Here is a 22,288-nt window from a genome sequence, read left to right on the forward strand (position 1 = left end):
TGAACGTTGTCATAGAAAGAGTGACAAGTGAAGGACAAAGGGAGCCTAGAGGGTTCCGCCAAGGGGCATCACCACTAGCTCTTCCACAAAAGCCGTTTGCGGCAATTGAGTCGTGTACAAAATCGTGTTAGCAACGTGTTCAGGGGTTAACATCCCCGTGCGGTCAAAGTCTCCTGCTACGTCTTCCCAAATGGGGGTATCAACGGCGCCGGGACAGATGGCAATCACGCGGATACCGTGGGCGCGTTCTTCAGCCGCCATCGTTTTGGTCAAGGCCATGAGGGCAAACTTCGAGACACAGTAGGCGCCCCAGTCGGGAAAAACTTGGCGTCCAGCAATTGAAACAACATTTACTATCGTACCGCACTGGCGGGATCGCAGTTGCGGCAGTACCGCTTGCGAGCAAATGAGGGCACTGGTGAGGTTGACGTTAAGAATTTGCTGCCAGTCCGCCAAGGGTTGATCAATCAGGGGCACGGTTCTTGCCATACCGGCATTATTCACCAGTACATGGACATCGCCAACACGAGCGAGAATCTCATCAAGGCGCGATCGCAGGGGTTCAGGATCGCTAAAGTCCACGCTAAAGGTATGGGCTTCAACCCCACAGGCCACCACTTGGGCATGAACGGCAGCAAGTTTAGCGGGCGATCGCCCCAACAGCACGACATTAAACCCCGCTTGGGCAAAGGCAATGGCCGTGGCGGCCCCAATGCCACTACTGGCGCCCGTGATTAAGACTTGTTGGGTCATACTGCTTCACTAAAGACGCCCATGCGCCGGAACTTTTGATAGCGCAACTCCCGCCGTTCACTACTGCTGAGGGCTTGCACTTCCGCCAAATTTCGCAGGAGAGCCCCCTTGAGATTTTCCGCCGCTTCTACGGGGTTGCTATGGGCAGCGCCGACAGGCTCGGGCACAATTTCATCAATAATTCCCAGCTTCAGCAGGTCGCGAGCCGTAATTTTCAGGGCTTCCGCCGCTTGGGGCGCCTTTTGGGCATCGCGCCAGAGAATCGCGGCACAGGCTTCTGGGGGCGCCACACTATAGACGGCATGCTCAAACATCAGCAGGCGATCGCCGACACCAATGGCCAAGGCTCCCCCTGAGCCACCTTCACCAATCACGGTGCAGATGATCGGCACCTCAAAGCGAAACATCTCCCGCAGATTGTAGGCAATCGCTTCCCCTTGGCCAAACTTCTCCGCCTCTACCCCAGCCCAAGCCGCTGGTGTATCAATAAAGGTGAGGATGGGCATCTGAAAACGGTTCGCGTGCTCCATCAGACGCAGGGCTTTGCGATAGCCCCCTGGTGAGGCCATACCAAAATTGCGAGCCACATTATCCTTGGTATCGCGACCCTTTTGCTGCCCCAGCATCACGACGGGTTGACCATTGAGGCGACCAATACCACCGACAATCGCTGGATCATCGCTGCCTCGGCGATCGCCATGGAGTTCAATCCACTCTTCGCTAATGGCTTGGATGTAATCCAGCGTGCTGGGACGGCGCGGATGACGAGCCACCTGCAGGGTTTGCCCCGGCGTCAGCTTACTGAAAATTTCATAGCGCAGTTGCTTGGCGCGCTCTTCCAATTCACGGATTTGCTCCGAGACATCAACGCCAAACTCCGAGGACTTATCCCGCACCTGCTGAATTTGGGCTTCTAGCTCCACGAGGGGCTTTTCAAACTCCAACAGAAGCGTGCGACGTTCGTTTGCCATAGGCGATTGGGTTCCTTTTGGTGTTACTGGGTGTTCAACAGTAGGGGCTGAAATCCGTGTTTACGGGAGACTTCACCAATTTGCTGCATCTTTTCCACCGTGATTTGATTGCGACCCCAAGAGAAATTGGTGTGCCAGCCCTCAAACTCTAAAAGCATGGCTTCCGCAAAACAAGCAAACATCTGCCGTGAGGGCACATCCATATTCACAATTTCCATAATTTTCCAGTCAATATCGAGGGCGTGCTCGACAATGCCACCATTGAGAACATGAATCTCGGGGTGCTGAATTTTGGTGCCCATATTTTTGGGGTAGCCGCCATCAATCATCAGCGAGGGGCGCTTCAACTGCTCAACGCTCAGCTCGACTCCCTTGGGCATACTGGCCACCCAAACCACAATATCGGCAAGGGGTAGGGCATCCATTAGGTCTAGAATTTTCCCCCGTCCCAATTCCGCCTGTAGGTCTAGCAGGCGATCGCGATTCCGTGCCACCAGTAAGAGATCCTGCACATCCAAGCAGGTATTCAACCAACGGCAGACGGCACTGCCAATATCCCCAGTAGCCCCACAGACAGCCACAGTTGCCTGACGCAAATCAATCCCCACTTGGGGCGCCGCCTGCTCAATTTGTTGGCAGATGATATAGGCGGTGTGGGTATTCCCCGTGGTAAAGCGGCGAAAGTCTAGCTCGATATTGCGAACGTGGGACATTTTCTCCAGATCAAAATTCTCAAAAATGATCGAGGAGAAGCCCCCCAGCGCCGTAATGTCAATATCATGCTTTTGGGCGTGGGCCATGGCGTTAATGATTTTGCGAGTGGCCGCCTTCACCCGCTGGTTGGCCAGCATTTCCGGTAAGAAGCAGGACTCGACGTATTTGCCATAGATAGTTTTGCCCGTGACGCTTGTCACCGTAATCTCATCGACGATCTGCGGCGGTGCCATACACCAAAATTCCAAGCCTTGATCGGCGTATTCGGGATACCCTAACTGGTGGGCAACGGCTTGGGCGTGCTCCAGATTCGTCAGATGACCAATTAATCCAAACATACAAGCGTGCGGTGACTAAAATGTAACGATATGTTAAGCCACCCTTATGCCGCAGTTAGGCCATAAACCGACATCTTCATAATTTCGCGGGTGGTAAAGCCGATATTTTCTAGGGCACCACTGTACTGAATCATGAAGTCTTCCACAAGGGCGTCTTTTTCCATGCCAAGCACTTTGGCGTCTGCTTCCACTTGGTTGAGCATTTTCCAGACCAAGGGCAGGTTGGCGCGATTGGCTTCTTCAACTTCCGCTTTGACGCTCTCAAAGTTTTCCTTTAACCAGATTTCGCCAAAGTTGAGGTGGCTGTACTCATCTTTGACCACACCCTCAGTAATTTTGCGGGCAAAGGGATCTGCCATCGGGATGTAGATGTTGTAGGCCGCGATCGCGAAGCACTCGATGATTAAAGCTTGAATCAGCAAGCAAGTCGCAATTTTCCCCTCTGCCAGTGCCGCTTGAAAGTTACCGTGCAGTTTTTCAAAGAAGGCCTTGGCAAATTCCATATCTGGGGTCACGCTCAGGTTGCGACCACAGGCCTCAAACCCCTTTCTGTGGCGGGCTTCCATCTTGGCCAGGCGGGTGAGTTCTTCTTGGTGCTCAGGCAGCAGCTTGGCTAGGTCAATGTAATTGTCGTGAGCTTCCTGTTCACCTTCAATGACAATGGCGTTGATGCGGCTGTAGGCATCCTTGTAGCGATCGCTATGGTAGTCCAACTCAGGGGTAGCGGTAGCCGTTGTCATTGCGAACTCTCCTAAACACAAATTTATTGGAAGTTATGAGGTAGCAGGGCTTCCGTTATCATAGCGCAGCAGCGATCCCCTGACGAGGGGCAACGTGCCAGAGATTTTCGAGTTCCTGAATAGGCGAATCTCTATGCACCGATAGCACTAGAAACTGCCCATATTGCTTGGGGGTGGCACTTCTGGCAACGGCTGAGGGGGAGGAGCGACTGACTGAATAGGGCCATTGTAGTCAATGCGAATCATCGGATTGCTGGGGTCGGGGTTGACCGTGACAATACTTTCAATAGTTGGTGGTTCCGCAGGTGCCCCCCCTAGAAAGCGAAAGGTAAACGTACCATCACCATTGTCCACGTAGGGAGATTGACTCGCAGGCCCAAACATGGATGCTTCAGCGCGGTAACGACTCAACCCGCCATTCGCCCGCTCTGCTGCCTGTCGTGCCCAATTCCGTGCCCGCTGGAGGACTGGATTATCTACCCCAAAGGGATTAAAGTTTTCCCGTGGTGGTGGCTCTGTCTGTGCCAGCACTGGACTGATACCTGTCAACGCGCACGTTAGAATCAGGCTGAATGCCATAGGGCGAAAGGACATCAACGCAAACTCCCACTCCTAAACTTTGCTTTGGCAGTCATGTACCCCTTAAGTGACGAGCAACTGAATCTTTCAGTTCCAAACCCAATATGAACCTTGTCCTAAAATAGGGGATCCATAAAGGGGAGGCAATTCTCTTCAATAGTGCCCCTCAGGTTTTTGGCTGCGTGCCAGCCTTGGGAAAAGAGCCGTAGTAGAGAAGTCCGTAATAGACGGATGCCTCGCCCCTATTGATACAATGGGTAAAGTGATAGGCTAAAACGATTGCATGAGTTAAACGCACTGCGGTGCGCAATCCACAGTCTAGAGGGCATAAACCTGAGTCAACCTATGAGTGATGAAACCGTAACCAACCCCGCTGCTGAAGCCCAAGAAGGCGAAATTACCCCCGATGTCGTTGAGAATCATGCAGAGGCCACCACGAGCGAAGAGGGTCAAGCATCTGAGGCGACCTCTACGGATACTCCTGCGGATGCAGCGGACTTGCTAGAGAAAATTGCTGCCCTTGAAGCTGCCAAGGCTAGTCTTTCGCAGGTGGTGGAGGAGCGCAATAGCCAATATATGCGCCTTGCCGCTGACTTTGAAAACTTCCGCAAACGCACCCAGCGAGAAAAAGAGGAACTAGAGCTACAGATTAAGTGCAGCGTCATTGCTGATTTACTGCCGGTGGTGGATAGCTTTGAGCTAGCCCGCACCCACATTCAAACCGAAACAGAGGCGGAAGAAAAAATTCACCGCAGCTATCAGGGGGTTTACAAGCAACTGGTGGAGTGCCTCAAGCGCATTGGTGTTTCGGCGATGCAGGCCAAAGGCAAGCCCTTTGATCCCAATCTCCATGAGGCTGTGCTGCGGGAAGCAACGAATGAGCACCCTGAAGGCACGGTGATTGAAGAACTCAAGCGGGGGTATATGCTGGGCGATCGCGTGTTGCGCCATGCCATGGTCAAAGTGGCCGCTCCTCCTGAAGAGGGTAGTGCCAGTGACACGAATCCCACCAATGATGTGACGGACGTATAGGGGCACTTCAAGGGAATGCCACGCCGCTACTACATCACCACCTTTGGCTGCCAAATGAACAAGGCCGACTCCGAGCGCATGGCCGGGGTTCTAGAAGCAATGGGCTTAGAACCGGTGGCCGAGCCGGATGAGGCCGATGTCTTGCTCTATAACACCTGCACGATTCGCGACAACGCCGAGCAGAAACTCTATTCTTACCTAGGGCGGCAAGCCAAGCGCAAGCATCAAGAACCCAACCTAACGCTGATTGTGGCCGGTTGTGTGGCTCAACAGGAGGGGGAACAATTGCTGCGGCGAGTTCCTGAAGTGGATCTGGTGATGGGGCCGCAGTATGCCAATCGCCTTGGTGAGCTGCTGGAGCAGGTGTGGAATGGCAGCCAAGTGGTGGCAACGGAGCCACTGCACATTGTTGAGGACATTACCAAACCCCGCCGCGATAGTAGGGTCACTGCTTGGGTCAATGTGATCTATGGCTGTAATGAACGCTGTACCTACTGTGTGGTGCCGGGGGTACGGGGGCAAGAGCAATCCCGCCGCCCCGAGGCAATCCGCGCTGAAATTGAGGAACTGGCGGCTCAAGGCTACAAGGAAGTGACGCTCCTTGGGCAAAACATTGATGCCTACGGTCGTGATTTGCCGGGAATTACCCCAGAGGGGCGGCGACAGCACACGTTTACTGATTTGCTTTACTACATTCATGATGTTGCTGGGATTGAGCGGATTCGCTTTGCCACCAGCCATCCCCGTTATTTTACAGAACGCTTAATTCGCGCCTGTGCTGAACTTCCCAAGGTGTGTAAGCATTTTCACATTCCCTTTCAGTCGGGGGATAATGAAGTTCTCAAGGCGATGGCACGGGGCTATACTCGCGAGCGTTACCTACAAATCATTGAAACGATTCGCCGCTATATGCCGGATGCTGCCATTAGTGCCGATGCCATTGTTGGTTTTCCGGGCGAAACAGAAGCCCAATTCCAACGCACCCTAGATCTGGTGGCGGAGGTGGGCTTTGACCAACTGAATACAGCAGCCTATTCGCCGCGCCCGAATACGCCAGCGGCCACTTGGGACAATCAAGTACCGGAAGAAATTAAAGAAGACCGTCTGCAACGGCTGAATCATTTAGTGGCCACGATCGCTGGCGATCGCTCCCAACGCTATCTTGGCCGGGAAGAGGTGGTGCTGGTGGAGGGGGTCAATCCCAAGGATCCGCAACAAGTCTATGGCCGCACCGATGGCAACCGCCTGACCTACTTACCCGGTGAGATTGAGACCCTACGGGGACAACTGGTGCGGGTCCGCATTACCGAGGCGCGAGCCTTTAGCCTCAGTGGCATGCCTCTGACAGCTCATTCCTTGGTTGGCTGATTTAGGGGGGCTAGATCGCACAAATCACTTCATCGCGGCAGAGGGTGGGATCCACGTAGGGCAGCATCGGCTTATCGCCAACGTAAATTCCCAAGCCTTGAGCCGTGCGAATCAAGAAGCTATTGGGATCCACATGGCGTGGGCATTGAGCCACCACATCGGCAATGGGAACAGTGACCACCTGTCCTGCCTGCCAGGCTACCATGCGGCCAAAGGTTCCTTGAGCGGCCAAATCCACAGCGGTATTGCCCATGCCCGCTGCCAGCAGCCGATCCATGGCCATGGGGGCACCGCCCCGTTGAATGTGACCTAGGACTGAAACCCGCAGCTCAATGGGGATGGGACTGTGCTGGGCAATTTTATCGGCAATGTACTGACCAATACTGCAATGGCGGCGCTGGTGGGCGTCCTGCTCCAGTTCTTTGACACCCTCGGCAACGACGATGAGGGCAAACTTACGTCCCCAGCGATCGCGCAACTTTTGCAGATGCTGGCAAATGCCTTCAATGGAGTAAGGAATTTCTGGGATGAGGATCATATCGGCACCCCCAGCAATCCCCGAATACAGAGCCAAGTGACCGGCAGTGCGCCCCATCACTTCCACCACAAAGACGCGATCATGGCTAGCGGCGGTGGAGGTAATCCGACTCAGGGCTTCCACCACAATGTTGACGGCGGTATCAAAGCCAAGGGCGCGATCGGTCAAGGCGACATCGTTATCAATGGTTTTCGGCACGGCAAGGAAATTCCAGTTTCCCTTTTGCGCCAGTTGATGCAAAATTTTCAGGCTGCCATCGCCACAAATGGCAATAAGCGCATCCAAGCCCAATTCATAGTACCCAGCAATGACTTCATCGGCATGACCAAGGGTATCGCCCTTATTAATTGCTCCGAGAATGGTTCCCCCCATGTTGAGCAATACATCCATTCCCCCGAGACCCTCGGCATTGAGGGGGATCGCCTTCCGCTCAATTAACCCCTGAGTGGCGTGGAGAATGCCAAGCACCTCCCAACCGTAACTTAGAGTAGCATGGGCAACAATGGCACGGATGGCCGTATTTAGACCCGGACAATCTCCGCCACTGGTGAACACACCAAGTCGTTTGCGGCTGGTACTCATGAATCCTTGCTTCCTATGTGAACGGTTATGGCCTCAAAGCCTGCCTCTGCGCCTAACAACGGCACCGTCAACATCCTAGCGAAGGTCAATCGCCCTTGACTGCTTGAGTTAAGAGCTTGCAACATCCTTAGGAATCGTTGAATTTTGCAGCGGGGAATATCTGATTAGGGGGATCGCTTAGACTAGTGATCTATGGAAATTCCTCGCCTACACCCCGATACGATTGAGGCAGTGCGCCAAGCGGTCAACATTGTCGATGTGGTGGCCGAGCACGTTGTCCTACGCAAGCGTGGGCAAGAATACGTGGGTTGTTGTCCTTTTCATGAGGAGAAAACCCCCAGTTTTACGGTGAGTCCCCTGAAGGGCTTTTATTACTGTTTTGGCTGCGGTGCCGGGGGCAATGCCATTAAGTTCCTGATGGAACTGCAAAAACGCTCCTTTGCCGAGGTGGTACTCGACCTTGCCCAACGCCATCAGATTCCAGTGCGCACCCTCGATAGTGAGCAAAAACAGGCCCTACAAGCGCGGCTCTCCCTTCAAGAGCAACTCTACGAGATTCTGGCGATCGCCACCAGTTTCTATGAACATGCCCTGCGGCAACCCATTGGCCAAGCCGCCCAAGACTATTTGCAGCGACAACGCCATCTCAAAGAGGACACGATTCAGCAATTTCGCTTGGGCTATGCCCCTGCGGGTTGGCAAGTGCTCTACACCTACCTTGTGGAGCAAAAAGGGTATCCCCCTCAGCTGGTAGAACAGGCCGGTTTGATTATGCCGCAGCGGACGGGGGATGGCTATTACGACCGCTTTCGCGATCGCCTGATGATCCCGATTATGGATGCCCAAGGACGGGTGGTGGGGTTTGGCGGTCGTACCCTCAGCAACGAAGAGCCAAAGTATCTCAACTCCCCAGAAACTCCGATTTTTAACAAGGGTCAGTTGCTCTTTGGGCTGGATAAGGCGCGGCAAGCGATCGCCCGTAAAGATCAAGCAATTGTTGTCGAGGGTTACTTTGACGTGATGGCGCTGCACCAAGCGGGGTTTTCCCAGGCGGTGGCCAGTCTAGGAACGGCCCTCAGCCAAGCTCAAATTAAATTACTGCTGCGCTACACCGAGTCGAAGCAAATTATTCTCAACTTTGATGCCGACCCAGCGGGAGAACGGGCGGCCGATCGCGCCATTGGTAAGGCTGCCGATTTGGCCTATCGGGGTGATCTGCGACTGCGAATTCTCACATTACCAGCGGGCAAAGATGCCGCTGACTTTTTCAGTGCGGGTGAAGCACAGCGTGAACACTACCAAGCCCTCCTAGATCAAGCGCCCCTGTGGCTGGATTGGCAAATTCAAACCATTGTGCAGCAGTACGATCTCAAGCAAAGTGATCAATTTCAGCAAGCCAGCCAAGCCCTGAGCCAACTGTTGGGAAAACTGCCCAATGCCACACTGCGCAGCCACTACATTCACCACTGTGCTGAGCTATTGGGAGGCCATGATAGTCGCTTCGTTCTCCGTTTAGAAGAATCCCTGCGGCAACAGGTGCGGGGTCAACGTTGGCAGGGGCGATCGCAAAAATGGCAACGTCCGGCGGACTATAACCTCCGTCAAGCGGCGGAAGAACAACTGCTACGCCTCTACCTCCACTGCGGCGACTATCGTCCCCTGATTCGCCAAGCCCTGCAAGCGCGGGACATTGAATTTAGCCTCTCCCACCATCGTTGGCTGTGGCGGCAGATCTTGGCCATTGAAGAAGCGTACTGTGCCGGTCTGCCAGCGCCCGATGATCCCTATACCACTGAGTGGCTCCTTCATTCGCCCACGGAAACAGGAACCCAACTCACGGATTTAGATTTGGTCACGCACCTTTTTGATCGCCTCGATGAGGCAGAGGAGGCCGCCCTCATTACTCCACTACTCCATTTGGATGAAACGACTGCCGTGAGTCTGGATCGTCCTGAACTCGTGATCCAAGCAGCGGCAGCAGCCCTTGAGCGCATTGCTGTTGAAAAGCGATGTCGCTATATTCTCCGGGCTTGGCAGGAAACTGTCGCGCTGATTTTAAGTGAATCCCTTGCCAGCGAAGCCCTGCGCCAGTATTTGGATCGCCTGCTCACCGACAACGAACCTGCGATTGACGACATCCCCGGTGTGGCGCCAGAGCGACTGCAAGTGCTTGCCCAACTGCGCCGTGACTACTACCAGCATCGCCAATACCTGCAGCAATTGGATCAGCAGCGCTGTCCGCCGTTGGCCGCAATTCGCAGCTATACCTAGGTCTAGTTCTGGTGCTGTTCAATACTGAGCCCCTTCATCGCTCCCCAAAATTGTTTCTGAAAGTTTTGAGCCTGTTGAGCCTTGGGGAAAAAGCTGGACTATTCTTCACTCAATCTTTGTAGCCGCTGGCGATCGCAGATGGTAATCTCATTGCCCTCTACCCTCAGAATGCCTTGGGTATTCAGGTCGTAAAACGCCCGCGACAGCGTTGCAGGAATAGTGCCTAGCAAAGCGGCCAGCTCTGTTTTTTTCAAATCTAGGGTAATGCTATCTGGGCGATCGCTAGTGGCCAATCGTTGCAACAAATAGGCTGCTAGGCGTTGGGGCACCTGTCTAAAGGAAAGGTCTTCTATAAGACTCACCAAATGACGCAGATGCTTAGCAAAGCTAGCTAGCAAACGAACAGTTAGATCCGCATCTTGGTGGAGTAAATTCAAAAAGGCGAACCGCGGCAAAAAGATCAGTTCAACGTATTCAATTGCTTCTGCCGAGGCAGGATAGGGCTGGTTATCGAAGGCCACCACCTCCGCAAAGCTGTCGCCCGGTTCAAAGATATTTAGGATTTGCTCCTTCCCTGCCGCTGAAAGATTAAAGACCTTGACCCGCCCGGTTTTCACAACAAAAAACCCCGCAGCGGCATCGCCTTTTCTAAAAATGATTTGCTGCCGTTGCCAAATCTGTAACTGTGCAATTGCAACCAACCGCCCTAGCTGGGGTGGCGAAAGTTCACTAAACATTGGTGACTGGCGCAGACATTCCTCAATACCCGCTTTCATGACCCACCGTAAAAGTTAAATATTTCTCAAGGTTCCTTTTGACCTAAGTCAAGGCGCTACCCCCCAAGCCGCAGCTACCTTAAGTCTCAATAGCTGCCGAGAGGAAGTGTCTATGGCAAACGTCCCCTTCAATATTACTCAAGCAGCTCACCTAGAGCGAGGGTGGCACTTGCGGCTGCCCGCTTGGTTAGTGCTGGTCTGTGTCATTACCTTTAGTGTGCTGCTGACAGCAGGCGCCGTTATTTACCGGCATGCCCCGCCGATACCGACAACGATTGTCTCGCCCCAACAGGAGGTGCTTTTTAGCCGTGAGAACATACAGCGAGGTCAAGAACTGTATTTGGCACGGGGCGGCCAGCACATTGGCAGCATCTGGGGTCATGGCAGTTATCTGGCTCCAGACTGGACAGCGGATGTGCTGCACCGCTGGGGTCTAGCCACGGCTGGAATTCTCTACCGCGGCGATGCGAGCTTTAGCCAAGCAGATTGGGAGGCACTCTCTGCCTCTGAGCGGGCTCAACTACAGGTGCAAGTGCAAGAGCAATTTAAGCCCAACCGTTACAATCCTGAAACAGGAGTGCTGACGCTCACCCGTGCTCAAACCCAAGGACTGCGCCACGTCTTTGAGCAGTACAAAACACTGCTATCCCAAGGTGCTGCGGCGCACTCTATTCCGCGCAACTGGTTTACTGATCCCGCGCAAATCCGCGATGTGACTGCTTTTTTTGCCTGGACCGCTTGGGCAGCAGTCGCCACTCGTCCTTTGGCGCCCTTTTCCTACACGGCGAATTTTCCCCATGATCCACTGGTGGGCAACCAACCCCCAGGGCAGTTTGTCATTTGGTCGATTGTCTCAGTCGTCGTGTTAATTGCTGCGATCGCCGGCTTTCTCGTTGTCTATCTGCTCCAAGGGGAGGATGCGGTTCAAGCGGTAACAGAGCGCCCCGCCATCCGCCTTGCCACCCCCAGCCAAAAAGTGACTACCCTTTTCTTTGGGGTGGCCATGGGTCTGTTTCTCCTGCAGATCCTCATGGGCATGGTCACTGCCCACTATGCCGTGGAAGGAGATGGATTTTATGGTGTGCCAATTCAGCAGTATCTCCCCTACGCTGCCTCACGGACATGGCACGTGCAACTGGCGGTCTTTTGGATTGCCACCTGCTGGCTGGCGGCCGGTCTATACTTTGGTCCTCGCTTTGCGCGCCATGAACCGAAGTTTCAGGCTTGGGGAAACATGGGGCTTCTGATTGCCCTCACCGTAGTGGTTCTTGGTTCCCTTGGGGGAGCTTGGGCAGCCGTTCAGGGCTATCTGGGTGCCCGGAGTTTTTGGTTGGGCCATCAGGGCTATGAGTATGTGGAGCTAGGGCGACTTTGGCAACTCTTGCTGATTGGTGGCATGGTATTTTGGTTATGGTTGATGTTTCGGGCGCTGCGACCTGCCCTTCAGGCAGAAGGGAGCAAGACAGGCCTCAACCACTTTTTCCTTTACAGCGCCATTACCATTCCCCTCTTTTATGGGGCAGGGCTGATGTACACCAACCATACCCCTCTCAGTGTGGCTGAGTATTGGCGCTGGTGGGTGGTTCATCTGTGGGTAGAGGGCTTCTTTGAGGTCTTTGCCACGGTGGCGATCGCCTACTTGTGCAGTGAACTGGGATTCCTAAGGCGCTCCGCAGCTCTGCGGGCCACTTACTTGACCACCATTCTCTACCTCGGCAGTGGTGTCATTGGCACACTCCATCACCTCTATTTTGCGGGTACACCGGTTCTGATCACTGCTTTGGGCGCTGTGGCCTCAGCGTTGGAAGTGGTTCCCTTGACCCTGATTGGGTTTGAGGTTCTGAAGTCGCTGCAGCTTTCCCAAGAAGCCCAAGGGTTCTATCGGCTACCCCTGCGATTTTTCATTGCTACCTGCTTTTGGAATTTGCTGGGGGCAGGGGTTTTTGGTTTTCTAATCAATCCACCGATAGTTCTCTACTATTCCCAAGGACTGAATACGACGCCAATTCATGCCCATGCCGCCCTCTACGGCGTATACGGCTCGCTGGCGATCGCCTTAATGCTCTTTGTGCTGCGGGAAATCACCCCGGAAACTGCTTGGGATGAAAAGACCTTCAACTGGGCATTTTGGTGGCTCAACGGTGGCTTGGTGGGCATGCTGGTGCTCGGTCTGATTCCCAATGGCTTCTATCAGCTGGTGCAATCCATTAACCACGGTACTTGGTATGCCCGCAGTGGAGCCGTCATTCACTCCCCCTGGATGGAATGGACCGTCTGGCTGCGGATTCCTGGGGATGTCATCTTTGCCGTTGGTGCCGGACTGCTCATCTATGGCGTAGGACGCGCCCTCTGGGGGATTTGGCGGCAGCCCACTGTTGCGGTCTCCCTCGACCTTAGCTCCTAGATTCTCTCTCCACCTTGCATTTGGAGGCCTGACCATGACATCTTTACAACTGACGGATACGGTGGGTGCCCTTGTGCGGGATTACCCTTCCTTAGCGGCCTTGTTTGAGACGGCAGAGATTGATTACTGTTGTGGCGGTCGGCAAACCCTTGCTGAAGCCTGTGCCCAGCGGGGCATCGATGCCCAAACCTTCCTTAAGGAGCTAGAAGCTGCCATAGAAACTGCTCCTGAGCCGGCGATCGCTGACCTTTCACTGACCGCCCTCGTTGACCACATTGAAACAGTGCACCATGCCTACTTGCAGCGGGAACTCCCCCGCCTCGAGGCGCAGGCGGAGAAGGTGGCAGCCGTTCACGGCTCGCGGGATGCCCGTCTCCAGCAACTGCACGCAACCGTCGTGGCCTTGGCCGCAGAGCTAAAACCCCACCTCCAAAAAGAGGAGCAAGTTCTGTTCCCCAGGCTGCGGCAGCTGGAGAAAAGCTATGATCGGGCAGTCGATGTCTTGATCCCAGCTGCGATTGATTGTATGCAACGGGAGCATGAAGAGACGGGCGTAGCCCTCAGCCAGTTGCGTCGCCTTAGCGATGGTTTTACGCCGCCTGAGTGGGCCTGCAATACGTACCGCGTGCTTTTGGCAGGGTTGTTGAGCCTTGAGAAAGACTTGCACCAGCATATCCACAAGGAAAACAATCTCCTGTTTCCCAAGGCGATCGCCCTCCTTGAAGCCAAGCGTCTAGCCTGTGCGTCGTGATGTTATTCAAACTCCTGGTGATTCTCCATACCCTCGGCGCAACTGTATGGGTGGGCGGGCACCTTGTTCTTGCCCTAACCGTTCTACCCAAGGCCCTCAGGCAGCAGGATGCAACGCCCATCCAGCAGTTTGAGCAGCCTTTTGAAAGGTTGGGTCTGGGGGCATTATTGCTGCAGGTGCTGACGGGTATTGCCCTAACCCTCATTTATTTTCCCGGCGGGGTGGGATTTTGGCCACCGCAGTCTGTGGTCTCCCAATATGTTCTCGTGAAGTTGGGACTGTTGCTGGCAACCCTTGCCCTCGCTGTACAGGCCCGCTGGTTCATTTTGCCCAAGCTGACAGCAGAAACACTGCCCCGGCTGGGGTTTCACATTATGGGGGTCACCGTTTTGGCTGTTCTGTTGACTATTTTTGGTGTTGGTATTCGTCTAGGGGGATTGGTTTAGTGGAGGATGCAATCATGACCATCTCAGAGTCATCAGCGGTTGCGGAAACTGCATCAGCAGCAAGGAGGGGAACACCTTGGTACGTGCCCACCTTCTCCCCAGAACATGGGGTTTATGTGATGTTGATTGTGGCGTTTCTCACGGGGGCAGCAGCAGCGCAGCACTGGAGTTGGAGAACTACGCTGGCTCTGGTGACTGCCTTTAGTGCCTTTCAGGCGGAGCATCCCTTAACACTACAAATCAAGCAGCGGCGAAGTTGGAAACCCCGTTGCCTGGTGTGGGGAGGTGTCTACAGTGCCCTTGCCCTTGGCCTTGCTTTTTATCTTTACCTTGCGGTGCCACGGTTACTTTGGATTTACCTAGGGGCGATCGCCATTTTTGTGATTGATAGTATTGCTGTGTTTTATCGTCAGCGTAAAGCCATCTGGAACGAGTTACTCACCTTTGCAGGGGTCTGCTTGGTGGCTCCCCTAACGGAGATGGCCACCACTGAAGAGGCCTCTTTCCTGTCTGTTGGATTATGGCTGTTGAATACCCTTTTCTTTGGCAGTGCGATTTTTGCTGTGAAGCTGCGTAAGCACAAAACCGCCTTTTGGCTTCCTGGTGTGGTTTATCACAGCGTTGCCGCTCTCCTCATTGGTCTTTTGTGGTGGCTAAGGTGGTTGCCCCCCTTGGCAGCGGCGGCCTTTGCCATTGCACTGCTCAAGTTTGGTCTCATTGTTTGGCAAGCCAACTGGTACAGAAACACAGCCATAAAAAACGTTGCCTTGCTGGAAACAGGCTCAGCATTTTTATTTCTCAGCCTGATCCTTGCGGCGCTATTGCCTGCCCATTTGCCTCGACCTTAGCTTTTTTAGCGGTTTTGGCCCAATGCGCGTCGCAGGGGGAGGATTCAAAGCTGTGGAGAGCCATGCCAACAATCCCCAAAGCTTTAGCCCTTAATGGGAGTAGGAACTACTGTCCGAGGTAAGCGGTCAGAACCTCAGGATTGGTTTGAATCTCACTGGGGGAACCATCCGCCAGATTTTTCCCCTCTGCTAAGACCCAGATGTGCTGACACAGGGACATGACTACGTCCATATTGTGTTCAATAATCAAAAATGTCACGCCCTGTTGGTTCCACCGCACAATGTGCTCACAAATTTGATGGATCAAGGTGGGGTTAACACCTGCTGCTGGCTCATCGAGGAGCACCATGCGGGGATGGTGCATCATCACCCGTGCCATTTCTAAAAGTTTGCGTTGCCCTCCCGACAAGGCGCCAGCGTAGTCATTGGCCTTAGCGGTTAACCCCACAGACTCCAAAATCTCCCACGCCCGTTGCCGCAGCTTTTGTTCCTCTTGACGAATGCGCAGCGGTTGTAGCCAACTATTCCAGAATTTCTCCCCTGTTTGCAGCGGCGCCGCCAAGAGCATATTTTCGAGAACCGAGAGGCGCGAGAGCACACGGGGCACTTGGAAGGTGCGCAGGAGTCCTTGGAGAGCAACTTGGTGGGTGGGCAGATGGCTAATGGGGGCACCATCAAAAATCACGCGGCCTTGGTCGGGGGTGAGGAAATTGCACAACAGGTTGAATAGGGTGGTTTTGCCCGCACCATTGGGGCCAATGAGACCGGTGATGCTGCCGCGGGCAACCCGAATTTCCACATGATCGACAGCGCGAATACCACCAAAACTTTTGCACAGCCCCGTGGCCACTAGGAGATCCGAAGGCAAGACTTGACTGACACCACTAGAGACGGGCGCAAGAGAAGATTCATCGACCAAGGCTGAGTTCCTCCTTTTTGCCCAAAATACCTTGGGGTCGCCACATCATCAAGATAATGAGGACAAGGCCAATGAGCATCATCCGCAAGGCCTCTAGGCGACCGCCATCAAGGGGAATAAAGCGGGTCAGGGCAGTGTAGGCCCAAAAGAGGGCAGCGCCGAGGAGGGTACCCATGTTATTGCCTGCGCCCCCCAAAACCACAATGGTCCACGCCTGAAATGTAATCAGGGATACAAAGCCGTCGGGGTTAATAAAGGTCAGCTGCCACGCATAAAACGACCCGGCCACTGCCGCGATCGCCCCCCCCAGAAGGAAGGATTGCATTTTGTAGGCAAAGACATTTTTACCCAAGGCCTTGGCCACTTCTTCATCCTCACGGATGGCTTTGAGCACCCGTCCCCAAGGAGAACGGATCAAACGCTCCAACTGCCACACCACCAAAGCAAGCACCAATACCAGCAGCCACAACAACCCAGCGCGGTAGCTAAAGGCCCACAGACCAAGGGTTAGAGCTTTGACCACCAGACCCACCAAAGCAGCGGCCAAGGTATTCAGGACAATGGGAACCACGGCTCGTTTTTCTGGATGGCAATAATAGCTCACAAGGGCGATCGCCCCACCCAGCGTCACCAGTGTCAACCCAAGAGGAAAAAGGGCAATTCCCCGGCCTAAGCTCAAGGGGAGCAACGTTGCCCAAAGGTTGAGGGTACCGGTTATCAGCAGGGCCGCATAGCTAGGGAGTAACCAGCGGGGATGCGATCGCCCATACTGCCGCTGTAGCCATTGCCACCACTGCCATGCAGCCGCCCCCACCACAGCCCAAAAAAGAGCAATCATCCCCAGTTTGGTCAGCAGATTGGGATTGAACTGAGCAAGGGGCAGCGGAAACCCATACACCCCCCGACCGCCTCGGGTTAGCCAATCCTCATTGAGGGCAATCAAGCGGACAATTTCCGCCATGCCGATCGTCACAATCGCGAGGTAATCTTCCCGCAGCCGCAGCGTCGCAATCCCCATTAAAAAGCCCAGTCCCATCGCCAGCACCACGCCAGCAAGGACAGCAAAGAACATGGGGACGCCAGCAATCCCCAACAAAATCGTGGTGTAGGAACCAATGGCCAAAAAGCCAACATGGCCAAAGTTAATTAGCCCCGTATAGCCCCAGTGCAAATTCAGCCCCAAGCTAAAAAGGGCAAAGGTGGCAGTAAAGATACCAAGGGAAATGAGATAGCCAACCATTTAGATCATCGAAGTTAAGGGCGAGACAGTTGCGCTGCGCTGTTGCGATCGCGCCAGTGGATGAAGGAATCAAAATGAGTATATTTTATACACCTGCCTAGCGATAACCATAGAACCGGGTGGCAAAGTTTTGCGATCGCGTCGGGGACAGTTGACGCGCTTTCAAAATCGCGGCGGTGAGAAATACATAGGCCAAAATCCCCACCACTGCCAAACCCATCGGACCAAAACGGGCGGCAGCCGTATTCCAAAGGGCATGCAGAAAGGCCGCTAGACCTAGGCCAACCATTAAAATCAAGGGCGCTCGATGGGGGCGCAATACACTCAATCCCACACAATAGCCCAAGTAGCCCGTGTAGGCCATGTGCCCCGTTAGGGATCCCAAGACCCGGGGAATCAGCACTTGCAGACCAGCTAAATTACCAAATTGACCGGCAATACTAGGGACATACTGCCCAAGGGTTTCTGTCCACGTAAAACCGAGGCCGGCAGCCGCTCCCAAGAGAATACCATCGAGGGGTTCCCATACGCCCACCTTTTGTTTCCACGGACTCGGCAGCCATCGCCCTAAGCCATAGGCTACGATAATGGGTAACGCCTTGAGTAGCTCTTCCATTAACCCGGCACCAATGAAGTTGCGGCTGAATAACACCCAAAATGAGGGATGGGGCGGATGCAGTTGGCCGGGTAAAACGGTGCGAAAGACATAGATCATCGCTGGCAAAATTGGGCTTTGCAGAATCAAAATTTCCAGCGTCAACGTGCCCAGTAGAACCCATGCAGGTTTGCGTTTGCCACAGAGTTGATAGATGAAGTAATAGGCAGCACTGCCCAAATAGAGCGCCAAGATGACTTTGAAGGCATCGGGGGAGCCAGCAGTGGCAAAAAGGAGGATAACCGCAACAACCGTGACAATCCCCGGTACCAGATAGGCTTTGCGTACCCAGTCGGGATGAATGGCAAAAATGGGTAGGAGTTGGGTGAGGGTGAGGGGTTGATCGGGCTGGGTGCTTACGACTTCAGTGAGGGGAAGATATTCTAGGACAAATTCAGGCCCTTGGCGCCCCAATTGAATGCGATCGCCCGCCTTGAGCACAGTTGATGTTTCCACTCGCTGTTGATTGACATAGGTGCCATTGACACTGCCGAGGTCAGCGATCGCCCACACGGGAATACTGCCACGCTTTTGACAGGTGAGTTGGGCATGGTGGCGGGAAACAGACGTATAAATGTGAGCGTCAAGGACAATATGGCAAGTATCGGGATCACGGCCAATAATGGTCACATCCTCCTGCGACAGCCAAAACTGCCCCACTTCAGGGGAAACTTGCCGCAGTACGCCCGCATACTTCAGCGTTGGATGGAGGGGGGAGCGATCGCGATTCATTGGTACCCGTATCAACTGCAAGGGGGACGATGAGACTCCCAAAGTCCTAGCCACTTAGCACTCACACCCACTATACACTGAGGACTTGAGACCGCCTTTGCGCAAAGGGGCGATGCGAGGGGAAACCATGGCTGTCCATCCTAGGCAGAGCCTTACTTTGGGGGCAGGAGTTGACAAAGGGCAGCATTTTGCGCAATGATAAAATTCTGCTGATTTGGGGCTATAGCTCAGTTGGTAGAGCACTTCAATGGCATTGAAGGGGTCAGCGGTTCGAGTCCGCTTAGCTCCAGTGGAAACGCAAACCATGCTTTTTGTTAGACCGAGGGGTGCAGTCAGTATAGGCTGTCACTCCAAATCAGCACCGCAATGAACCATGGCACTCGCAAAGGAAACCGAACGGGCGATCGCATCCTTCCGAAACAAGGAGCGTTTAATCCTCCCTTCCAGACCGACCCACCGGCCGACCAGTTGTCCATGGGGCGAAATTGAGGTTTGACTTCCATGTTGGCGAGCGATGAGAACAATGACAAAATCCAGACAGCGGGTGGTGGATTACGGTGAGGTTCTGACACCGCCGCCCATCGTCAACGCCATGCTCGATCTGGTCAAGCAGGAGACCGAGCGCATTGACTCGCGTTTCCTGGAGCCAGCCTGCGGCACGGGGAACTTTCTCATCGAGATTTTGCACCGGAAACTTCGTGTTGTCGAAGCGCGCTACGCCAAGGGTCAATTAGAATACGAGCGTTATGCTGTCCTGGCCGTGTCGTCGCTCTACGGGATTGACATTCTGGAAGACAACGCTGCGGAATGCCGGCAACGCCTGTTTGCCGTGTTTGACGAAGCCTACACGCGGCTTTTCAAAGACAAGATCAAAGCGTCCTGCCGGGAAACGGTGCGCTATATCCTCAGCAAAAACATCGTCCACGGCGACGCGCTGACCTTGAAAACCGCAGGGGCCAACCCCCAGCCGATTATTTTCCCAGAGTGGTCACTGGTGAGTGGCAGCCTGCTCAAGCGGCGGGACTTTGCCTTCCATGAACTGGTGAACCAGGGAGCGATGCGGGAGTTACCGCTCTTTTCGGATGCCGGCGAGGAGGTGTTCATCCCTGAACCGGTCAAAGACTACCCGCCGGTGCATTTTCTGGAGGTCGCTTATGCCTACGATGACTAGCCACAACCCAGACGTGCTCTTGTGCCTAGCCAACCTCTCCAGCGACGAGGTCTTCACCCCGCCGGCGCTGGCCAACCAGATGCTGGATTTGCTGCCGGCTGATCTCTGGAGCAACCCCGACGCCCGTTTTCTCGACCCGGCCTGCAAGTCTGGGGTGTTCTTGCGCGAAATTGCCAAACGGCTGGATAAAGGCTTGGAATCACAGATTCCCGATCGCCAAGAGCGCATCAACCACATCATGACCCGCCAGCTTTATGGGATTGCCATCACCGAATTGACGGCGCTCATCGCGCGCCGCACGCTCTACTGCTCCAAGACCGCCAACGGCAAATACTCCATTTGCACCGCCTTTAACACCGAAGAAGGCAACATCCGCTTCCAACGCACGGAACACACATGGCGAAACGGCCGCTGCATCTTTTGCGGCGCCAATGAAGAAAATTACGCCCGCAGCGAGGAACTGGAAACCCACGCCTATGAATTCATTCACACCGAAAACCCAGAGGAGATTTTTAACATGAAATTCGATGTCATCATCGGCAATCCGCCGTATCAGTTGAGTGATGGAGGATTTGGCAGAAGCGCTTCACCTATTTATCACCACTTTGTTAAACAGGCGAAAAAACTCAATCCGCGTTTCCTTGTGATGATTATCCCTTCAAGGTGGTTTGCAGGCGGCAAGGGCTTGGATTCCTTCCGAGCTGAGATGCTTGGCGATGATTGCATTCGAAAACTTGTGGATTTCGAGGATGCGTCAGAGGTCTTCCCCGGCGTAGATATTGCCGGTGGTGTGTGTTATTTCCTCTGGGAGCGGGACGCGCGTGGGCCTTGCGAAGTGACCAATGTGCATAAAGGGGAGAAGGTCGTTTCGATACGGAAACTCGGTGAATTCCCCACCTTCATCCGCCATAGTCAGGCCGTGTCCATTGTGAGAAAAGTACTCGCTAAGAAAGAAAGAAGGATGAGCGAACAGGTGTCCAGCAGGAAACCTTTCGGATTACCTACCAATGCTCGACCACAAAAAGCTGGCGATATCACCCTACGCTGGCAAAATGGCGAAGGACCGTACAAAAGGGAGGATATAACCGTTGGCGTGGAAATGATCGACAAATGGAAAGTTATTACATCTTACGTGGGCTATGACCACGCCGGAAATCCCGGAACAGACGGAAGGAGAAGGGTTTTCTCCAAAATAGACATACTACCTCCGAGAACCATCTGCACAGAAACGTATTTGGTGATTGGGGCTTATGATTCTCAAAAGCAGGCTGAAAATTTGGTGGCTTATATGAAGACCCGGCTCTTTCGTTTCTTGGTATCCCAGTTCATGTATTCGCATCACATTACAAAGGATGCCTACGCCTTCGTCCCCATCCTAGACATGGACACCGAGTGGACCGACGAAAAGCTCTACGAGCGATACGGGCTTACGGAAGAAGAAATTGCCTTTATCGAGTCGAAAATTCGCCCGATGGAGGCTGGTGATGCCTGACAGCTGCTTCCCGTTGCGCCGGAAGGAATAGAACATGTCATTTCGCAGGAGCGCAGCGACCTTGTCATTTCGAAGGAGCGGAGCGACTGAGAAATCCTTCTCCCCATTGTGGGATGAGGATTTCTCGCTTCGCTCGAAATGACACTTGCTACGCTCGAAATGACGCACGCACGGCTCGAATGGAACATCGCCGTTTCGCAGGAGCGCAGCGACGCTGTCATTTCGAAGGAGCGAAGCGACTGAGAAATCCTACCCATCATGGCATGACGATTTCTCGCTTCGCTCGAAATGACGCACGCACGGCTCGAATGGCGCAACACACCCTTATCATTGCGCAGGAGCACAGCGACTATGTCATTTCGAAGGAGCGAGGCGACCTTGTCATTTCGAAGGAGCGCAGCGACTGAGAAATCCTACCCATTATGGCATGACGATTTCTCGCTTCGCTCGAAGTGACACTTGCGGCGCGCGAATGCGCACACTGCGATCGAACCCACAAGGATGAACCTCTCTTGAAATCACAAAGTAAGGAGCGCTCATGAAAAGAGACTATCACTTCTACGTCTACATCCTTACTAACTGGAATAACAAAGTCATGTATGTTGGTATGACAAACAACCTTGAACGCCGAATATACGAACACAAAAACAAACTGGTGGATGGCTTTACCAAAAAATACAACGTGAGCAAACTTGTGTATTACGAGCACACAACTGACGTCTACGCCGCGATCGCCAGAGAAAAACAAATCAAAAAATGGCGGCGAGAAAAAAAGAACCAATTGGTTATGACCACGAACCCCGAGTGGAAGGACTTGAGTTTGGAATGGGAAGCAACACCGAAGGAGCAAGGCAACACCGCTATTTCGAAAGAGCAATAGCAACCATGTCATTCCGAAAGAGCGCAGCGACCTTGTCATTTCGAAGGAGCGCAGCGACTGAGAAATCCTACCCATCATGGCATGACGA

General features: G+C 53.8%; 20 protein-coding genes and 1 tRNA gene. 11 read left to right on the top strand and 10 right to left on the bottom strand.

The window, feature by feature from the left end:
* Nucleotides 1–45: 45 nt before the first annotated feature.
* From M0644_RS09845 to M0644_RS09865, 5 genes are all read right to left on the bottom strand, one after another.
* Nucleotides 46–753: an SDR family oxidoreductase gene (locus M0644_RS09845; protein ID WP_149820412.1), complete on the bottom strand. Its 708-nt coding sequence runs from the start codon at nt 751–753 to the stop codon at nt 46–48.
* On the bottom strand, nt 750–1,724 hold the full coding sequence (locus tag M0644_RS09850) for an acetyl-CoA carboxylase carboxyltransferase subunit alpha (RefSeq protein WP_149820414.1): 975 nt from the start codon (nt 1,722–1,724) through the stop codon (nt 750–752). Before M0644_RS09850 ends, M0644_RS09845 begins: the two co-directional genes overlap by 4 nt.
* Before the next feature lie 23 nt (nt 1,725–1,747).
* On the bottom strand, nt 1,748–2,776 hold the full coding sequence (locus M0644_RS09855; protein WP_149820416.1) for a long-chain acyl-[acyl-carrier-protein] reductase: 1,029 nt from the start codon (nt 2,774–2,776) through the stop codon (nt 1,748–1,750).
* 44 nt (nt 2,777–2,820) lie between these two features.
* Nucleotides 2,821–3,516 carry an aldehyde oxygenase (deformylating) gene (locus M0644_RS09860; protein WP_149820418.1) on the bottom strand — a complete coding sequence of 232 codons (696 nt, stop codon included), beginning with the start codon at nt 3,514–3,516 and terminating at the stop codon, nt 2,821–2,823.
* A 147-nt stretch (nt 3,517–3,663) separates the two neighbouring features.
* The gene (locus M0644_RS09865; protein ID WP_149820420.1) at nt 3,664–4,110 is read right to left on the bottom strand and encodes a hypothetical protein; all 447 of its coding nucleotides are present in this window, start codon (nt 4,108–4,110) and stop codon (nt 3,664–3,666) included.
* A gap of 330 nt (nt 4,111–4,440) precedes the next feature.
* Between M0644_RS09865 and grpE the strand changes: the two genes are divergently transcribed.
* Together grpE and miaB are read left to right on the top strand one after the other, a co-directional pair.
* On the top strand, nt 4,441–5,127 hold the full coding sequence (gene grpE, locus M0644_RS09870) for a nucleotide exchange factor GrpE (protein ID WP_226971942.1): 687 nt from the start codon (nt 4,441–4,443) through the stop codon (nt 5,125–5,127).
* Between the two features lie 15 nt (nt 5,128–5,142).
* Nucleotides 5,143–6,495, top strand: coding sequence for a tRNA (N6-isopentenyl adenosine(37)-C2)-methylthiotransferase MiaB (gene miaB, locus M0644_RS09875; RefSeq protein ID WP_149820422.1), 1,353 nt, complete (start codon nt 5,143–5,145; stop codon nt 6,493–6,495).
* A gap of 10 nt (nt 6,496–6,505) precedes the next feature.
* On the opposite strand, the gene M0644_RS09880 is transcribed toward miaB, so the two are convergent.
* Complete coding sequence (locus M0644_RS09880) at nt 6,506–7,615, bottom strand: ATP-dependent 6-phosphofructokinase (protein WP_149820424.1); 1,110 nt, start codon at nt 7,613–7,615, stop codon at nt 6,506–6,508.
* A 192-nt stretch (nt 7,616–7,807) separates the two neighbouring features.
* Here M0644_RS09880 and dnaG point away from each other — a divergent pair, with 192 nt between their 5' ends.
* Nucleotides 7,808–9,886, top strand: coding sequence for a DNA primase (gene dnaG, locus M0644_RS09885; protein WP_149820427.1), 2,079 nt, complete (start codon nt 7,808–7,810; stop codon nt 9,884–9,886).
* A gap of 98 nt (nt 9,887–9,984) precedes the next feature.
* Here the strand turns inward: dnaG and M0644_RS09890 are convergent, their stop codons facing one another.
* Nucleotides 9,985–10,662: a Crp/Fnr family transcriptional regulator gene (locus M0644_RS09890; protein WP_286625550.1), complete on the bottom strand. Its 678-nt coding sequence runs from the start codon at nt 10,660–10,662 to the stop codon at nt 9,985–9,987.
* Nucleotides 10,663–10,774: 112 nt separating this feature from the next.
* Here M0644_RS09890 and M0644_RS09895 point away from each other — a divergent pair, with 112 nt between their 5' ends.
* Genes M0644_RS09895 through M0644_RS09910 form a run of 4 tightly spaced genes read left to right on the top strand, consistent with a single transcriptional unit; the run spans nt 10,775 to nt 15,111 of the window.
* A complete protein-coding gene (locus tag M0644_RS09895) occupies nt 10,775–13,066 on the top strand; it encodes a nitric-oxide reductase large subunit (RefSeq protein WP_149820431.1) in 2,292 nt (763 codons plus the stop codon).
* A gap of 34 nt (nt 13,067–13,100) precedes the next feature.
* Nucleotides 13,101–13,817 carry an iron-sulfur cluster repair di-iron protein gene (ric, locus tag M0644_RS09900; RefSeq protein WP_149820433.1) on the top strand — a complete coding sequence of 239 codons (717 nt, stop codon included), beginning with the start codon at nt 13,101–13,103 and terminating at the stop codon, nt 13,815–13,817.
* Nucleotides 13,817–14,263 (top strand): CopD family protein, encoded by a 447-nt coding sequence (locus M0644_RS09905; RefSeq protein WP_149820435.1) that lies wholly within the window; start codon nt 13,817–13,819, stop codon nt 14,261–14,263. The genes ric and M0644_RS09905 overlap by 1 nt, the downstream gene beginning before the upstream one ends.
* A 14-nt stretch (nt 14,264–14,277) precedes the next feature.
* A complete protein-coding gene (locus M0644_RS09910) occupies nt 14,278–15,111 on the top strand; it encodes a YwiC-like family protein (protein ID WP_149820437.1) in 834 nt (277 codons plus the stop codon).
* A gap of 106 nt (nt 15,112–15,217) precedes the next feature.
* On the opposite strand, the gene M0644_RS09915 is transcribed toward M0644_RS09910, so the two are convergent.
* From M0644_RS09915 to M0644_RS09925, 3 genes are all read right to left on the bottom strand, one after another.
* Nucleotides 15,218–16,030, bottom strand: a complete 813-nt coding sequence (locus M0644_RS09915; RefSeq protein WP_310828575.1) for an ABC transporter ATP-binding protein — start codon at nt 16,028–16,030, stop codon at nt 15,218–15,220.
* Nucleotides 16,020–17,270: a branched-chain amino acid ABC transporter permease gene (locus M0644_RS09920; protein WP_286625552.1), complete on the bottom strand. Its 1,251-nt coding sequence runs from the start codon at nt 17,268–17,270 to the stop codon at nt 16,020–16,022. The genes M0644_RS09915 and M0644_RS09920 overlap by 11 nt, the downstream gene beginning before the upstream one ends.
* Before the next feature lie 97 nt (nt 17,271–17,367).
* The gene (locus M0644_RS09925; RefSeq protein WP_286625554.1) at nt 17,368–18,699 is read right to left on the bottom strand and encodes a PrsW family glutamic-type intramembrane protease; all 1,332 of its coding nucleotides are present in this window, start codon (nt 18,697–18,699) and stop codon (nt 17,368–17,370) included.
* A gap of 174 nt (nt 18,700–18,873) precedes the next feature.
* Between M0644_RS09925 and M0644_RS09930 the strand changes: the two genes are divergently transcribed.
* From M0644_RS09930 to M0644_RS09945, 4 genes are all read left to right on the top strand, one after another.
* Nucleotides 18,874–18,946, top strand: a tRNA-Ala gene (locus tag M0644_RS09930).
* A gap of 225 nt (nt 18,947–19,171) precedes the next feature.
* Nucleotides 19,172–19,828 (top strand): DNA methyltransferase, encoded by a 657-nt coding sequence (locus tag M0644_RS09935; RefSeq protein WP_315862999.1) that lies wholly within the window; start codon nt 19,172–19,174, stop codon nt 19,826–19,828.
* Nucleotides 19,812–21,320 (top strand): Eco57I restriction-modification methylase domain-containing protein, encoded by a 1,509-nt coding sequence (locus tag M0644_RS09940; protein WP_286625556.1) that lies wholly within the window; start codon nt 19,812–19,814, stop codon nt 21,318–21,320. The genes M0644_RS09935 and M0644_RS09940 overlap by 17 nt, the downstream gene beginning before the upstream one ends.
* 538 nt (nt 21,321–21,858) lie before the next feature.
* On the top strand, nt 21,859–22,200 hold the full coding sequence (locus tag M0644_RS09945; RefSeq protein ID WP_286625557.1) for a GIY-YIG nuclease family protein: 342 nt from the start codon (nt 21,859–21,861) through the stop codon (nt 22,198–22,200).
* Nucleotides 22,201–22,288 lie beyond the last annotated feature (88 nt).

The sequence above is a fragment of the Thermosynechococcus sp. B1 genome, assembly GCF_030322985.1.
Taxonomy (GTDB): Bacteria; Cyanobacteriota; Cyanobacteriia; order Thermosynechococcales; family Thermosynechococcaceae; genus Thermosynechococcus.

Coding starts and splice junctions, on each gene's coding strand:
- M0644_RS09920 (WP_286625552.1), bottom strand. CDS start 17,270: ATGGTTGGCTATCTCATTTCCCTTGGTATCTTTACTGCCACCTTTGCC.
- ric (WP_149820433.1), top strand. CDS start 13,101: ATGACATCTTTACAACTGACGGATACGGTGGGTGCCCTTGTGCGGGAT.
- M0644_RS09880 (WP_149820424.1), bottom strand. CDS start 7,615: ATGAGTACCAGCCGCAAACGACTTGGTGTGTTCACCAGTGGCGGAGAT.
- M0644_RS09895 (WP_149820431.1), top strand. CDS start 10,775: ATGGCAAACGTCCCCTTCAATATTACTCAAGCAGCTCACCTAGAGCGA.
- M0644_RS09945 (WP_286625557.1), top strand. CDS start 21,859: ATGAAAAGAGACTATCACTTCTACGTCTACATCCTTACTAACTGGAAT.
- M0644_RS09850 (WP_149820414.1), bottom strand. CDS start 1,724: ATGGCAAACGAACGTCGCACGCTTCTGTTGGAGTTTGAAAAGCCCCTC.
- M0644_RS09865 (WP_149820420.1), bottom strand. CDS start 4,110: ATGTCCTTTCGCCCTATGGCATTCAGCCTGATTCTAACGTGCGCGTTG.
- M0644_RS09905 (WP_149820435.1), top strand. CDS start 13,817: ATGTTATTCAAACTCCTGGTGATTCTCCATACCCTCGGCGCAACTGTA.
- M0644_RS09855 (WP_149820416.1), bottom strand. CDS start 2,776: ATGTTTGGATTAATTGGTCATCTGACGAATCTGGAGCACGCCCAAGCC.
- dnaG (WP_149820427.1), top strand. CDS start 7,808: ATGGAAATTCCTCGCCTACACCCCGATACGATTGAGGCAGTGCGCCAA.
- grpE (WP_226971942.1), top strand. CDS start 4,441: ATGAGTGATGAAACCGTAACCAACCCCGCTGCTGAAGCCCAAGAAGGC.
- M0644_RS09935 (WP_315862999.1), top strand. CDS start 19,172: ATGAGAACAATGACAAAATCCAGACAGCGGGTGGTGGATTACGGTGAG.
- M0644_RS09890 (WP_286625550.1), bottom strand. CDS start 10,662: ATGAAAGCGGGTATTGAGGAATGTCTGCGCCAGTCACCAATGTTTAGT.
- miaB (WP_149820422.1), top strand. CDS start 5,143: ATGCCACGCCGCTACTACATCACCACCTTTGGCTGCCAAATGAACAAG.
- M0644_RS09910 (WP_149820437.1), top strand. CDS start 14,278: ATGACCATCTCAGAGTCATCAGCGGTTGCGGAAACTGCATCAGCAGCA.
- M0644_RS09940 (WP_286625556.1), top strand. CDS start 19,812: ATGCCTACGATGACTAGCCACAACCCAGACGTGCTCTTGTGCCTAGCC.
- M0644_RS09860 (WP_149820418.1), bottom strand. CDS start 3,516: ATGACAACGGCTACCGCTACCCCTGAGTTGGACTACCATAGCGATCGC.
- M0644_RS09845 (WP_149820412.1), bottom strand. CDS start 753: ATGACCCAACAAGTCTTAATCACGGGCGCCAGTAGTGGCATTGGGGCC.